Annotated in this window: 12 protein-coding genes and 1 riboswitch; of the genes, 9 read left to right on the top strand and 3 right to left on the bottom strand. The window is 57.9% G+C overall.

All coding sequences use genetic code 11. From position 1 onward, the window contains the following. Window positions 1–339: 339 nt before the first annotated feature. Genes leuA through leuD form a run of 4 tightly spaced genes read left to right on the top strand, consistent with a single transcriptional unit; the run spans window position 340 to window position 5,024 of the window. The gene (gene leuA / locus O1Q98_RS14565) at window positions 340–1,914 is read left to right on the top strand and encodes a 2-isopropylmalate synthase (RefSeq protein WP_125260668.1); all 1,575 of its coding nucleotides are present in this window, start codon (window positions 340–342) and stop codon (window positions 1,912–1,914) included. Then, a complete protein-coding gene (gene leuB / locus O1Q98_RS14560; protein ID WP_125260669.1) occupies window positions 1,914–3,005 on the top strand; it encodes a 3-isopropylmalate dehydrogenase in 1,092 nt (363 codons plus the stop codon). Before leuA ends, leuB begins: the two co-directional genes overlap by 1 nt. A gap of 2 nt (window positions 3,006–3,007) precedes the next feature. Beyond that, on the top strand, window positions 3,008–4,408 hold the full coding sequence (leuC, locus tag O1Q98_RS14555) for a 3-isopropylmalate dehydratase large subunit (RefSeq protein ID WP_125260670.1): 1,401 nt from the start codon (window positions 3,008–3,010) through the stop codon (window positions 4,406–4,408). 13 nt (window positions 4,409–4,421) lie between these two features. Continuing rightward, a complete protein-coding gene (gene leuD, locus O1Q98_RS14550) occupies window positions 4,422–5,024 on the top strand; it encodes a 3-isopropylmalate dehydratase small subunit (protein ID WP_125260671.1) in 603 nt (200 codons plus the stop codon). Between the two features lie 366 nt (window positions 5,025–5,390). Here the strand turns inward: leuD and O1Q98_RS14545 are convergent, their stop codons facing one another. Together O1Q98_RS14545 and O1Q98_RS14540 are read right to left on the bottom strand one after the other, a co-directional pair. Further along, on the bottom strand, window positions 5,391–6,293 hold the full coding sequence (locus O1Q98_RS14545) for a siderophore-interacting protein (RefSeq protein WP_125260672.1): 903 nt from the start codon (window positions 6,291–6,293) through the stop codon (window positions 5,391–5,393). 202 nt (window positions 6,294–6,495) lie between these two features. Further along, window positions 6,496–6,735, bottom strand: a complete 240-nt coding sequence (locus O1Q98_RS14540) for a hypothetical protein (protein WP_278142070.1) — start codon at window positions 6,733–6,735, stop codon at window positions 6,496–6,498. A 68-nt stretch (window positions 6,736–6,803) separates the two neighbouring features. Here O1Q98_RS14540 and tnaA point away from each other — a divergent pair, with 68 nt between their 5' ends. Beyond that, complete coding sequence (tnaA, locus tag O1Q98_RS14535; RefSeq protein WP_125260674.1) at window positions 6,804–8,204, top strand: tryptophanase; 1,401 nt, start codon at window positions 6,804–6,806, stop codon at window positions 8,202–8,204. A gap of 192 nt (window positions 8,205–8,396) precedes the next feature. Here tnaA and sgrT read toward each other — a convergent pair whose 3' ends face one another. Continuing rightward, window positions 8,397–8,555 carry a glucose uptake inhibitor SgrT gene (sgrT, locus tag O1Q98_RS14530; protein ID WP_125260675.1) on the bottom strand — a complete coding sequence of 53 codons (159 nt, stop codon included), beginning with the start codon at window positions 8,553–8,555 and terminating at the stop codon, window positions 8,397–8,399. A gap of 141 nt (window positions 8,556–8,696) precedes the next feature. Between sgrT and sgrR the strand changes: the two genes are divergently transcribed. The 4 genes from sgrR to thiQ all read left to right on the top strand — a co-directional run bounded on the left by sgrR (window position 8,697) and on the right by thiQ (window position 13,861). Next, window positions 8,697–10,355 (top strand): HTH-type transcriptional regulator SgrR, encoded by a 1,659-nt coding sequence (gene sgrR, locus O1Q98_RS14525; RefSeq protein ID WP_125260818.1) that lies wholly within the window; start codon window positions 8,697–8,699, stop codon window positions 10,353–10,355. Window positions 10,356–10,428: 73 nt separating this feature from the next. Next, a riboswitch (TPP riboswitch) is annotated at window positions 10,429–10,539 on the top strand. Between the two features lie 73 nt (window positions 10,540–10,612). Further along, on the top strand, window positions 10,613–11,581 hold the full coding sequence (gene thiB / locus O1Q98_RS14520; RefSeq protein WP_125260819.1) for a thiamine ABC transporter substrate binding subunit: 969 nt from the start codon (window positions 10,613–10,615) through the stop codon (window positions 11,579–11,581). Then, window positions 11,557–13,182: a thiamine/thiamine pyrophosphate ABC transporter permease ThiP gene (thiP, locus tag O1Q98_RS14515; protein ID WP_125260676.1), complete on the top strand. Its 1,626-nt coding sequence runs from the start codon at window positions 11,557–11,559 to the stop codon at window positions 13,180–13,182. The genes thiB and thiP overlap by 25 nt, the downstream gene beginning before the upstream one ends. Next, window positions 13,169–13,861, top strand: a complete 693-nt coding sequence (gene thiQ / locus O1Q98_RS14510; RefSeq protein WP_125260677.1) for a thiamine ABC transporter ATP-binding protein ThiQ — start codon at window positions 13,169–13,171, stop codon at window positions 13,859–13,861. The genes thiP and thiQ overlap by 14 nt, the downstream gene beginning before the upstream one ends. The last annotated feature ends 177 nt before the right edge of the window (window positions 13,862–14,038 follow it).

Raw genomic sequence — 14,038 nt, 5'->3', positions numbered from 1 at the left:
CGCGTCAAAGCGCTTTCCGCTGCTTTTGCGCAGGGAGTGTGACCGACCTGACACCCACCCAGTGGCTGGTGTGTATTATATCGCGCTGTTGACATCACAACGTGAATCAAGTACCAATAAGAGCAGAACTGAATTTTAATCGATTTGGATGACGAAACAGCATGTTTAACTTCGCTAAACTACCGGGCCTACTACTACACGCATCTTGTTTGCGCGGTATGCCGGTGGGCGATAGTCAGAGCTGATTTCACATCGCACCACACATAAAAACCCGCGCCAATGCGCGGGTTTTTTTTTACTCGCCGGGCGTCAGACACAACACATTAAGGAAGAAGACTGATGAGCCAACAAGTGATGATTTTCGATACAACGTTGCGTGACGGTGAACAAGCGTTGCAAGCGAGCCTCAGCGTAAAAGAAAAATTGCAGATTGCGCTGGCGCTTGAACGAATGGGCGTTGATGTCATGGAGGTCGGTTTCCCGGTTTCCTCTCCCGGCGATTTCGAGTCAGTACAAACGATTGCCCGCAACATCAAAAATAGCCGGGTGTGTGCGCTGGCCCGCTGTGTCGAAAAAGATATCGACGTTGCCGCCGAATCCTTGCGTGTCGCCGAAGCATTTCGTATTCACACCTTCATCGCCACCTCGCCGATGCACATTGCCACCAAGTTGCGCAGCACGCTGGATGACGTCATTGAACGCGCGATTTATATGATCAAACGCGCGCGCAACTACACCGACGATGTGGAATTCTCCTGTGAAGATGCTGGTCGCACGCCGATTGAAGACTTAAGCCGGGTGGTCGAAGCCGCCATCAACGCTGGCGCTCGTACTATCAACATCCCTGACACCGTGGGCTATACCCTGCCGCACGAATTCGGCAATATCATCGCATCGTTGTATCAGCGCGTGCCGAACATCGATAAAGCGATTATTTCCGTACACACCCACGATGACCTGGGTCTGGCGGTCGGCAACGCGATGGCTGCCGTCCATGCGGGTGCGCGTCAGGTTGAAGGCACGCTGAACGGTATCGGCGAGCGCGCCGGTAACTGTGCGCTGGAAGAAGTGATTATGGCGATTAAGGTGCGCAACCAGTTGATGAACCTGCACACTGGTATCAACCATCAGGAAATTTACCGCACCAGCCAAATCGTCAGCCAGATTTGCAACATGCCGATTCCGGCGAACAAAGCGGTGGTCGGCGCTAACGCCTTCGCGCATTCTTCCGGTATCCATCAGGATGGCGTGCTGAAAAACCGCGAAAACTACGAAATCATGACGCCGGAATCGATCGGCCTGAAAGAAGTGCAGTTGAACCTGACGTCTCGTTCTGGCCGTGCTGCCGTTAAGCACCGCATGGAAGAAATGGGTTACAAAGAAAATGATTACAATCTGGATACGCTCTACGCCGACTTCCTGAAACTGGCCGACAAGAAAGGCCAGGTGTTCGATTACGATTTGGAAGCGCTGGCGTTCATCAACAACCAGCAGGAGAGCTCCGAGTTCTATCGTCTCGATTACTTTAGCGTGCAGTCCGGCTCAAGCGTGATGGCAACGGCATCCGTCAAATTGTCATGCGGTGAAGAGACACTGTCTGAAGCGGCGACGGGCAACGGCCCGGTGGATGCGGTGTATCAGGCCATCAACCGTATCACGGGTTATCCGATTAATCTGGTCAAATACCAGTTGTCAGCCAAAGGACAAGGCAAAGAAGCGTTGGGTCAGGTAGACATCGTGGTGGAGTATCAAGGACGCCGTTTCCACGGCGTGGGTCTGGCAACGGATATCGTCGAATCCTCTGCGAACGCCATGGTTAACGTATTAAACAACATCAAACGCGCACAGTTGGTAGAAAAAGAAGTGCAACGTTTGCAGCAGCACAACAAACACAACAGTCAGGAAACAGTGTGATGACCAAGAGTTACCATATCGCCGTCTTACCCGGTGACGGCATCGGCCCGGAAGTGATGGCCCAGGCATACAAAGTATTAGACGCCGTTCGCCAGCGTTTCGGTTTACAGCTCACCACCAGCGAGTATGACGTCGGCGGTATTGCTATCGATCGTCAGGGCACGCCGCTGCCGCAAAGCACGGTCGAAGGTTGCGAACAGGCCGACGCCATTCTGTTTGGCTCCGTCGGCGGCCCGAAATGGGAACACCTGCCGCCGGCAGAGCAGCCAGAACGCGGCGCGTTGCTGCCATTACGTAAACACTTCCGTCTGTTTAGTAACCTGCGCCCGGCCCGCCTGTACCAAGGGCTGGAAGCTTTCTGTCCGTTGCGCAGTGATATCGCCGCCAAAGGCTTTGATATTCTGTGTGTGCGTGAACTGACCGGCGGCATTTACTTCGGTCAGCCGAAAGGCCGTGAAGGCAGCGGCATGCACGAACGCGCGTTCGACACCGAGGTATATCACCGTTTCGAAATCGAGCGGATTGCCCGCATCGCCTTTGAATCAGCGCGCAAACGCCGCAGTCTTGTCACCTCTATCGACAAAGCTAACGTGCTGCAAAGCTCGATTTTGTGGCGCGAAATCGTCAACGAAATCGCCCGTGACTACCCGGACGTGAAACTCAATCACCTGTACATCGACAACGCCACCATGCAGTTGATCAAAGACCCGTCGCAGTTTGACGTGTTGCTGTGCTCTAACCTGTTCGGCGATATTTTGTCCGACGAGTGCGCGATGATAACCGGCTCTATGGGAATGTTGCCGTCAGCCAGCCTCAATGAGCAGGGTTTTGGCTTGTATGAACCGGCGGGCGGTTCGGCACCAGATATCGCCGGTAAAAACATCGCCAACCCGATTGCGCAAATCCTGTCTGCTGCGCTGCTGCTGCGCTACAGCCTGGGGGCCGATGACGCCGCCACCGCCATTGAGCAGGCCGTTAACCGCGCGCTGGCGGAAGGCTACCGCACCGGCGATCTGACTAACGGCGAGCAAGCCGTCACTACCGATGAAATGGGCGACGCGATTGCCCGCTTTGTAGCTGAAGGGGCGTAATCATGGCGAAAACCTTATACCAAAAACTGTTCGAGGCGCATGTAGTACACGAAGCGCCGAATGAAACTCCGTTGCTGTATATCGACCGTCATCTGGTGCATGAAGTCACGTCACCACAGGCGTTTGACGGCCTGCGCGCCATGGGCCGCAAAGTGCGCCAGCCAGGGAAAACCTTTGCCACCATGGATCATAACGTGTCCACCCAGACCCGCGACATCAATGCCAGCGGCGAAATGGCACGGATCCAGATGCAGGAACTTATCAAAAACTGTGCCGAATTCGGCGTGCAGTTGTATGACCTGAACCACCCGTTTCAGGGCATCGTGCATGTTATCGGGCCGGAACAAGGCATGACGCTGCCAGGCATGACCATCGTCTGCGGTGATTCTCACACCGCGACTCATGGCGCGTTTGGCTCGCTGGCATTTGGTATCGGCACCTCGGAAGTCGAGCACGTTCTGGCGACACAAACCCTGAAACAGGGCCGCGCCAAAACCATGAAAATTGATGTCAGTGGCGAAGCAGCCCCCGGCATCACCGCCAAAGACATCGTGCTGGCCATCATCGGGAAAACCGGCAGCGCGGGCGGCACCGGCTATGTGGTGGAGTTCACCGGCAACGCGATTCAGGCTCTGAGCATGGAAGGCCGTATGACGCTGTGCAACATGGCCATCGAAATGGGCGCAAAAGCAGGCCTGGTAGCACCGGATGACACCACCTTTGCTTACCTGAAAGGCCGCCAGTTCGCCCCCACCGGCAGCGACTGGGATGCCGCCGTTGCCTACTGGAGCACCCTGCGTTCTGATGATGATGCCACCTACGATGCCGTCGTCACGCTGGATGCCGCCGACATTGCGCCGCAAGTCACCTGGGGCACCAACCCCGGTCAGGTGATTGCCGTTGATCAAATCATTCCGTTACCGGAATCGTTTAGTGACCCGGTAGAACGCGCCTCGGCAGAAAAAGCACTGGCGTATATGGGCCTGCAAGCGGGCGTGAAACTGACCGATGTTGCCATCGACAAAGTGTTTATCGGCTCCTGCACCAACTCGCGTATTGAAGACTTGCGCGCCGCCGCCGCCATCGCCAAAGGGCGCAAAGTGGCCGACGGCGTGCAGGCTTACGTGGTGCCCGGCTCAGGCCCGGTCAAGGCGCAGGCGGAAGCCGAAGGGCTGGATAAAATCTTTATCGACGCCGGTTTCGAATGGCGGTTGCCCGGCTGTTCCATGTGTCTGGCGATGAACAATGACCGCCTGAACCCCGGCGAGCGCTGCGCCTCCACCAGCAACCGTAACTTTGAAGGGCGTCAGGGCCGGGGTGGACGTACCCATCTGGTCAGCCCGGCAATGGCCGCTGCCGCTGCCGTAACCGGCCGCTTTGCTGATATCCGTGAACTGAACTAAAAGGGGCGACACCATGGCTAAATTTACCCAACACACAGGTCTGGTCGTGCCGCTTGATGCCGCCAACGTCGATACCGATGCGATTATCCCCAAGCAGTTCCTGCAAAAGGTGACGCGCACCGGTTTTGGTCAACACCTGTTTCACGACTGGCGTTTTCTTGACGATGCCGGGCAGCAGCCTAACCCGGAGTTCGTGCTGAACCTGCCGCGCTACAAAGGAGCCAGTATTCTGCTGGCGCGCGAAAACTTCGGCTGTGGTTCTTCGCGCGAGCACGCGCCGTGGGCATTGACCGACTACGGTTTTAAAGTCGTTATCGCCCCGAGCTTTGCCGATATTTTCTACGGTAACGCGTTTAACAACCAGCTGTTGCCGGTCAAACTGAGCGAGTCGGATATCGATGACTTGTTCAAACTGGTCGCCAGCCATGACGGTATTACCTTCACGGTGGACCTGGAGGCACAGCAGGTGAACGCGGGCGAGAAGACCTATGCGTTTGAAATAGACAGCTTCCGCCGCCACTGCATGATAAACGGTCTGGACAGCATCGGCCTGACGCTGCAACACGATGCCGCCATCGCCCGTTACGAAGAACAGCAACCGGCGTTTCTGCGTTAGTTTGGCTCTGTGGGCTTTTGGCTTACAGACAAAACGACTTAAGCGCAGGCAAAGCGATTTCAGGCATCCAAACTGTGCTGAGGTGGACGACTTCGCCGGGTGAGCCGCATGGATGCGGCGAAAGCCCGTGCCGCGTATGGAACGCGTCACGGGCGGCCCGAACAGCGAAGGCGAACGCCGAAGGTACCGCGTTAGCGGCGCAGTTTAGCCTCCAGCCAGTGGTCAAGGAGAGGCGGCGTTTGAGCCTCTCCTTGTCGTGCGTGCGACGGTGCTGCAAAGGGAGAATCGACGTTATCGCGCACGAAACCGCCCACCGGTCTTGCATAAGCTCCTCAAGCAACAAAACACGGCTGTTTGCCAACAAACTCAATGTGAACGCGGGCCACGGCTCCAGTAGGCCATGAAGGTGATGGCATCCTGTGCGACCCCTTTTTCTGCCAGCAGATAGCGACGCAATGCTTTCACCGCAGAGGATTCCGCTGCAACCCAGCCAAAGAATTGACCTTGCTGGGTGCTGGCCGGTTGCCAGACTTTTTCCCCCTCAGCGATATCCTCAACCGTTACCGGGTGTGATACGGCTTGCGCTACCGGGCATGACCAATGCCGCGCCGCTTCCAGCAAACGCTCGCCATAAGTTGCGCCCGTGCCTTCGCGCGGCAGCCACACCACCTCGGCAAACGGCAACGTGCGATAGTCATCGGTGCAATCCGCCTGTAACGGTACTTCGATGAACGCCTGCACTTGCGGCGGGTTATCCTGCTGCGCCAGTTGCTCAAGAATACTCTTGATGGCCGGTAGCGCGGTTTCATCGCCCATCAATAACACCTGCCGGGTGTGCGCGGACTGCACCCACTCATAGCCGCCGTTATCACCGGCATAATCCCCACGCGGCGCGACCACCTGCAAACGTGCGCCGGGCTCGGCACCAAGCGCCCACGTGGAAGCCGGGCCTTCGGTGCCGTGCGCGACAAACTCTACCGTCATCTCGCCGCGCTCGGTATCCAGCGCACGCAGCGTATAGGTGCGCGCAATCGGTCGCTGTGCCTTGGGCAGCGCCTGCGCCAGCTTGTACCACTCGCCTGTCGGCGGCAGGCTTGACGGCGTGCCATCTTCCGCAGGCAACAGCACTTTGATGCGCTGATCCGGCGCACAGAGTTTCATTCCTTTTATCGCCTCGCCCTGTAACACACAGGCTATCAGAGACGGCGTCAGCAAGACCTTGTGCGCCAATGTGACATCAAAGACTCTATATTCCTTTACCCCAGCCATAACGCTGCTCACCTTTTGTTACAACGACTGTTACAACGACTGTTACAACGACGTGTTACACCGACTCTGGCCTGAACACAGCAGGCCCGCTACCTGGCACCGTTTTACCAGCAATTAATGGTAATGAGAAGCATTATTGATAAATTTATCGACCTATCGCACGGCGCTGGCCTGTGCCGGATTGCCCGTGAGATCACGGTTTTTACCGCCGCTTTTCGCCTATGCTTGACGTCCAATACTCACGAGATAAGGAGGGCTCATGACACGCATCATCCGGTGTTATCGACAGAATCTCTGTGGCGATTGCCGCCCCTGGTTCAATATCGACCATCGTCTGACCAATGATTTTCCCCGCTCGCTTCATGCCTGAGTCAGCCGCGCGCTGACCTTCCGTTGTTTTGTCCATCTGGCGCATAACCGCCTGATTTTCTTGTATTGACATAACATTCAACTGACGCCACATCCGAAACGTGGTGCCGTTGCGCCCCTGCGGGCGAGAGGAGAGATTGCATGAAACGTATTCCTGAACCTTTTCGTATCAAAATGGTAGAAAACATCCGTATGACCAACCGCGCCGAGCGGGAGAAAGCCTTGCAGGAAGCAGGCTATAACCCGTTTTTGCTGCGTAGCGAGGATGTGTATATCGACCTGCTGACCGACTCCGGCACCGGTGCCATGAGCGACCGCCAGTGGGCCGGGTTGATGATGGGCGATGAAGCCTATGCCGGTTCGCGCAACTACTACCATTTGTGTGAAAAAGTGCAAACCTTGCTGGGCTACCCGTTCACCATTCCCACCCATCAGGGGCGCGGTGCCGAGCAGATTCTGTTCCCCTGCCTGATAGCCAAAAAGCAGCGCGCTGGCGGCGGCAAAAAGCCGGTGTTTATTTCCAATTTCCATTTTGATACCACCGCCGCCCACGTTGAGCTCAACGGCGCGCGCGCCATTAACGTCGTCACGCCGAAAGCCTTTGACACCACCACCTATTACGACTGGAAAGGCGACTTCGACCTCGACCTGTTACAGACGACGATTGAGCAGCATGGCGCAGACAACGTGGTGGCTATCATCACCACCGTCACCTGTAACAGCTCCGGCGGCCAGCCGATTTCAATGGGTAACATGCGTGAGGTGTATCGCATCGCGCAGCAGCACGGCATTCCGGTGGTGATTGACTCTGCCCGGTTTTGTGAAAATGCCTGGTTCATCAAACAGCGTGAAGCCGGTTATGAAAACCGCTCCATCAAAGCGATCGTCCATGAGATGTATCAATATGGCGATATGCTGACCATGTCAGCGAAGAAAGATCCGATGGTGAACATTGGCGGCCTGTGCTGTTTTCGCAGCGACGAAGAGCTGTTCAACGAGGTGCGTATTCGCTGCGTGCCGATGGAAGGCTTCGTCACCTATGGCGGGTTGGCCGGGCGCGACATGGAAGCGCTGGCGATAGGGCTTGAGGAAGGCATGAACGAAGATTACCTGACCTACCGCATCGGCCAGGTGACGTATCTTGGCGAGCGCCTGCGCGCAGGCGGTATTCCGATTCAATACCCGGTGGGCGGCCATGCGGTATTTGTCGATGCGAAAAAGCTGCTGCCGCACATTCCAGCCGAGCAGTTCCCGGCACAGGCACTCAATAACGAGCTCTATCTGGAAGCCGGTATTCGCAGTGTGGAAATCGGCTCATTACTGCTGGGGCGCGACCCGGACACCGGCGAACAGAAACCCTCGCCGCTGGAGTTGCTGCGCCTGACCATTCCGCGCCGCGTCTACACCAACGACCACATGGACTACATCGCCGACTCGCTGATTGTCCTCAAAGAGAGAGCCAGCAGTATCAAAGGGCTGACGTTTACCTATGAGCCGCCGGTACTGCGTCACTTCGTCGCTCGCCTCAAACCGGTGGAATAACGCGCCACCATAAAACCTGTCATAAAAAAAGCCAGCGGAACAGGCCGCTGGCTGGTGAACAACACCATTACTCAGAATCGTGTGGCGGTGGGCCGCCACGTTATTTAGCGCCACCCTTTATCACCACCATTTAGTCCCCCCCTTTAGCACCGTCGGGGGTGATATCCATCAGCGTTAACCGATGACGTGTCGTTATAACCAGTGGCGATACGTCTTCTCATCCATCTGTGCGATATGCCATTGCGTGGCCTGTAGCAATATGGCCATCCGTTCGGCCTCACTCAACCGCCCCACGCCACAACCGCTGCCGCGACACAGCCAGTAGCGATAAAAACGCAATAATCGGTTCATATTGCCCCTCCTCAGATAACGCCCCTTCGCTGTCATCAAGTATCCGCGTAATATAGGGGAAAATATATTGATGAACTTAAGCCATGGAGTTCCTCTTTTATGTCCTCATCGATGTCCTCACCCCCGCTATCGCCACGCGCTGTGCCATCGCCCCGCCTGCAACAACAATTCATTCGGCTCTGGCAGTGCCTGCAAGGGCAGGATACAGACACCACGCTGCAAGAATTGGCCGGGCTGCTGCACTGTTCGCGCCGCCATATCCGCTCGTTGCTCGGCGCGATGCAACAGCAAGGCTGGCTGACCTGGCAGGCGCAGGCCGGGCGCGGTAAACACTCACGCCTGTGCTTTCTCTACACCGGGTTGACCTTGCAACAACAGCGCGCCGAAGACCTGCTTGAGCAAGACCGCATTGACCAACTGGTGCAGTTGCTCGGCGATAAAGAGGCCGTGCGCCAGATGGTGCTGTCCCATCTGGGCCGCCGTGTGCGTCAGGGTCGCCACCTGCTGCGTATTCTCTACTATCGGCCAATGCTGAACCTGTTACCCGGCAGTGCGCTGCGCCGCTCGGAAACGCATCTGGCGCGCCAGATTTTCAGCGGCCTGACCCAGCTAAATGAGGAAAACGGGGAACTGCTGGCGGATCTCGCCCACCATTGGCAGGCGCTGTCGCCGCTGCATTGGCGCTTTTATCTACGCCCCGCTGTCCGGTTTCATCATGGCCGGGAACTGACCATGGAGGACGTTATCGCCTCGCTAACGCGGTTAACACCGCTGGCGCTGTTTTCACACCTGAGCGACATCCGCTCGCCGATGCCGTTCGTGCTCGATATCCATCTCAGCATGCCAGACCGCTGGCTGCCGTGGCTGTTGGGCAGTGTGGCGGCGATGATCCTGCCCAACGAGTGGCCGACGCTGCCCGATTTTATACGCCAGCCGATTGGCACCGGGCCTTATCGCGTGGTACGCAATACCCCCGACCGGCTCAAAATAGACGCTTTTGATGATTACTTCGGCTACCGGGCGCTGATTGACGAGGTGAGCATCTGGGTGCTGCCCGATGCGCCGGTGATCCCCGCCTGCACCGTCACGCTGCAAGGCGATGATACGCTTGATAACGAACTGGAAAACCGGCTGGAAGAAGGGTGCTATTTCCTGCTGTTTGACCGCCGCTCCCCGGCCATGACCGACCCGGACGTGCGCCACTGGTTATCTCAGGTACTCAGCCCGGTGGCGATGTTAAACCTGGCGCCAGACCCCTACCAGAGCGATTGGTCGCCCGCCTATGGCTTGCTGCCGCGCTGGCATCACAGCCCGCCACGCAGGGTGCGCGATAAACCGCCCGGCCTGACCGAGCTTACCCTCAGTTGTTATCGCGACCACCCGGAATACACGGTGATAAGCGGAATCATGCAGCAGTTGCTGGCGGTACACGGCGTAAAACTGACGCTGCGCACACTGGAGTTCGACGCGTGGTGCCAAGGCGAAGACGCAGGCGATCTCTGGCTTGGCAGCGCCAATTTTTATCTGCCGCTGGAATTTTCTGTCTTCGCCATGCTGTGCGAGCTACCGCTGTTGCGCCACTGCCTGGCGGACGGCGAGCTGGATGCGCTCACCCGCCAGTGGCGTCAGGGCGGGCTGGATCTGGCGCAGTGGTGCCAATCGCTGGTGTGTGAGGCGGCCATTCACCCGCTCTTCCACCACTGGTTGCGCCTGCAAGGGCAGGCCAACATGCGCGGCCTGCGCATGAACACACTAGGCTGGTTTGATTTTAAATCCGCCTGGTTTGCACCGAGCGACTAGCGCAGCGAGGCAGGAATATCGCCCGCCGCGCGAATCATACTTTTCCTGCCGTCATGAAGCCTCTACAATAGCGCCGTTCTCAACGGGGTGCGCCTGGGCATAATTATGCCGCAGGCCGCTGAGAAAATACCCGTCGAACCTGATCCGGTTAATACCGGCGAAGGGATTTGAGACTGCATACTTTGCCTGCTCAAAGACCTTTGCCGCCTTCAACATTATTGGAGCGCAAAGTGCTTAAACATTCTCTTACTGCATTCATGTCTTGCCTGCTGGTGCTCAGTGCCCCGGCATTCGCCAAATCGACTCTCACGGTCTACACCTACGACTCCTTCTCTTCCGAATGGGGCCCGGGCCCATCCATCAAAGCGGCGTTTGAAAAAACCTGTGACTGCGAACTGAAATTCGTGGCGCTGGAAGATGGCGTAGCGCTGCTCAACCGTCTGCGCATGGAAGGTAAAAATACCCCGGCTGACGTGGTGCTGGGGCTCGATAACAATCTGGTGCAGGCGGCAGAACAAACCGGGCTGTTTGCCAAACACGGTATCGATACAGGCGCGTTGACGGTGCCCGGCGGCTGGCAAAACGCCACGTTCCTGCCCTTTGACTACGGCTACTTTGCCTTTGTCTATAACAAAGACAAACTGAAAAACCCGCCTGCCAGCCTCAAAGAGCTGGTGGAAGGGCCGCAGGCGTGGAAAGTGATTTATGAAGATCCGCGCACCAGCACGCCGGGTCTGGGGCTGCTGCTGTGGATGCAAAAAGTGTATGGCGATAACGCGCCGGACGCCTGGCAGAAACTGGCGGCGAAAACCGTCACCGTCACCAAAGGCTGGAGCGAGGCCTATGGCCTGTTCCTGAAAGGCGAGGCGGATTTGGTGCTCAGTTACACCACATCTCCGGCTTACCATGTGATTGCCGAGAAGAAAGAGAACTATGCGGCGGCGAATTTTAGCGAAGGCCACTACCTGCAAGTGGAAGTCGCCGCGTCGCTGGCGGGTAGCAAAAACCCGCAGCTGGCGACGCAGTTCCTGCAATTTATGGTCAGCCCGACGGTGCAGAACCTGATCCCGACCACCAACTGGATGTATCCGGCTATCCACACCGATCTGCCCGCAGGCTATCAAAACTTATCCGTACCGGCCAACGCACTGACCTTTAGCGCACAGCAGGTCGCAGAACAGCGCGCGGGTTGGGTGCAGGCATGGCAACGCGCCGTCAGCCGTTGATAACGCCCCGGCGTTTTCTTGCCGGAGCACTGTGGCCGGGTGTTTTCGCCGCCGGGCTGCTGTGCGCCACCGCGTTGCTGGCGTTCGGCGCGCTGTGGTACGAGGCGGGCGATGCCCCCTGGCTCGCCTTATGGCAAGACCACTACCTGTGGCACGTTCTGCGTTTTAGCGTCTGGCAGGCGCTGCTGTCTTCGGCGCTCTCGCTGGGGCCGGCCTTGCTGCTTGCCCGGGCGTTATACCGTCGCCGCTTTCCCGGCCACCGCTGGCTATTGCGCCTGTGCGCCATGACGCTGGTGCTGCCGGTGCTGGTGGCGGTCTTCGGCCTGTTGCGGGTGTATGGCCGCGAAGGCTGGCTGGCGCACGCGCTGGCGCTGCTCGGCCTGCCGTATCGCTTTTCGCCATACGGTTTGCCGGGCATTTTGCTGGCCCACGTCTTTTTTAACCTGCCGCTGGCAACACGGCTGTTTTTACAAACGCTGCAAAACATCCCGACGGAACAGCGTCAGTTGGCCGCCCAGCTTGGCCTGCGCAGCTGGCACTTTTTCCGCTGGGTGGAGTGGCCGTGGTTGCGCCGCCAACTGCTGCCCGCCGGTGCGCTGATTTTTATGCTGTGTTTTTCAAGCTTTGCCACCGTGCTGGCGCTCGGCGGCGGCCCACAGGCCACCACCCTTGAACTGGCGATTTATCAGGCCCTGAGCTTTGACTATGACCCGGCGCGCGCAGCGCTGCTGGCACTGCTGCAACTGTGTTGCTGTCTGGCGCTGTTGCTTGCAAGCCAGCGCCTGAGCCACTGGCTTGCGCCGGGCACCAGCCAGCGCCTGCACTGGCGTGACCCGCAAGACAGCCTGTGGAGCCGCCTGTGCGACACGCTTGTCATCACGCTGGCGCTCGCTCTGCTCTTACCGCCGCTGCTGGCGGTGCTGGCGGATGGCATTAACCCGTCGATGCGCAACGTGTTTAGCCAGCCTGCGCTCTGGCAGGCGCTGGGCACCTCAGTCAGTGTGGCACTGGCCGCCGGGATGGTGAGCGTGTGCCTGACGCTGATGCTGCTGTGGAGCAGCCGCTCGCTACGCTTACACCAGCGACCGCTGGCAGCGCAATGGCTGGATCTGAGCGGCATGCTGATTCTGGCGATGCCCGGCATTGTGCTGGCCAGCGGCTTTTTTCTGCTGTTTAACCGCACGCTTGGCTTACCGTCATCCCCCTATGCCTTGGTGGTGCTGACCAATGCTCTGCTGGCCCTGCCCTACGCCAGCAAAGTGCTCGAAGGGCCGATGTATGACACCGCCGCACGTTACAACGCGCTATGCCAGTCACTGGGGTTATCCGGTTGGCAGCGACTGCGGGTAGTGGAATTACGCGCCCTGCGCGCCCCGCTGATGCGCGCACTGGCGTTTGCCTGCGTGCTCTCTGTTGGGGATTTTGGCATCATCGCGCTGTTTGGCAGCGAGCAGTTTCGCACCCTGCCGTATTATCTCTATCAGCAAATCGGCGCTTATCGCAGTAGCGAAGGAGCCGTCACCGCGCTGATACTGCTGGCGCTGTGTTTTCTGTTGTTTACGCTCATTGAGAAACTGGCAGGCAAGAATGATAACGCTTGATACGCTGACCTACCTCTACCAGCATCAGCCGATGCGCTTTGATGCCGCTATCAAGGCCGGTGAACGTGTAGCCATTCTCGGCCCCAGCGGGGCGGGCAAGAGCACGCTGCTGGCGCTGATAGCCGGTTTCCTGATGGCTGACAGCGGCAGGCTGACACTTAACGGGCAAGACCACCGCGCCAGTGCGCCGTCACAACGCCCGGTGTCGATTCTGTTTCAGGAAAATAACCTGTTTGCCCACCTGACGCTCTGGCAGAATATCGCACTCGGCTTACACCCCGGCCTGAAACTGACGGCCACGCAACATGCGACGCTGCATGATATTGCCGAGCGCATGGGGTTAAGCGGTTTACTGGAGCGTCTGCCCGCGCAGGTGTCCGGCGGCCAGCGCCAGCGGGCTGCGCTGGCTCGCTGCCTGATTCGCCAGCAACCGATCTTGCTGCTCGATGAGCCATTTTCCGCGCTCGACCCAGCGCTGCGCCAGGAGATGCTGGCGCTGGTCGAGCATGTGTGTCAGGAGCGCTCGCTGACCTTGTTGATGGTGTCGCATCAACTGGACGATGCGCTGCGCATCGCACCGCGCAGCCTGCTGATAGCTGAAGGCCAGATTTGTTACGACGGCCCCAGCGCCGCATTGTCGCAGCATCCTGAGGCGGCACGACGATTAGGGATACGCTGACGGTTGTGTCATTGTGGTAGGAAAACGTGATCTTAAGCACGAATTTGCCTTTTGATGATGGCAAAGCCTTGTCGAATTTTCTGCACTCATGCTTATATGGGGTCGCTAATTAACCAAAACGAACACAGGTTCTCCGTGAAACACACCACCTCTACTTTCGCACTACTAAACAACGCC

Source organism: Dickeya lacustris (genome assembly GCF_029635795.1).
Classification (GTDB): domain Bacteria; phylum Pseudomonadota; class Gammaproteobacteria; order Enterobacterales; family Enterobacteriaceae; genus Dickeya; species Dickeya lacustris.
Note: the sequence above shows the minus strand (reverse complement) of the source record. Positions and strands in the feature narration are given on the sequence as shown.

What these genes read in the sequence shown, in the direction of transcription:
- sgrT (WP_125260675.1), bottom strand. Translation starts at nt 8,555, where the DNA reads ATGAACCGATTATTGCGTTTTTATCGCTACTGGCTGTGTCGCGGCAGC.
- leuD (WP_125260671.1), top strand. Translation starts at nt 4,422, where the DNA reads ATGGCTAAATTTACCCAACACACAGGTCTGGTCGTGCCGCTTGATGCC.
- O1Q98_RS14540 (WP_278142070.1), bottom strand. Translation starts at nt 6,735, where the DNA reads ATGTCAATACAAGAAAATCAGGCGGTTATGCGCCAGATGGACAAAACA.
- thiP (WP_125260676.1), top strand. Translation starts at nt 11,557, where the DNA reads ATGGCAACGCGCCGTCAGCCGTTGATAACGCCCCGGCGTTTTCTTGCC.
- leuA (WP_125260668.1), top strand. Translation starts at nt 340, where the DNA reads ATGAGCCAACAAGTGATGATTTTCGATACAACGTTGCGTGACGGTGAA.
- thiB (WP_125260819.1), top strand. Translation starts at nt 10,613, where the DNA reads ATGTCTTGCCTGCTGGTGCTCAGTGCCCCGGCATTCGCCAAATCGACT.
- O1Q98_RS14545 (WP_125260672.1), bottom strand. Translation starts at nt 6,293, where the DNA reads ATGGCTGGGGTAAAGGAATATAGAGTCTTTGATGTCACATTGGCGCAC.
- leuC (WP_125260670.1), top strand. Translation starts at nt 3,008, where the DNA reads ATGGCGAAAACCTTATACCAAAAACTGTTCGAGGCGCATGTAGTACAC.
- thiQ (WP_125260677.1), top strand. Translation starts at nt 13,169, where the DNA reads ATGATAACGCTTGATACGCTGACCTACCTCTACCAGCATCAGCCGATG.
- tnaA (WP_125260674.1), top strand. Translation starts at nt 6,804, where the DNA reads ATGAAACGTATTCCTGAACCTTTTCGTATCAAAATGGTAGAAAACATC.
- leuB (WP_125260669.1), top strand. Translation starts at nt 1,914, where the DNA reads ATGACCAAGAGTTACCATATCGCCGTCTTACCCGGTGACGGCATCGGC.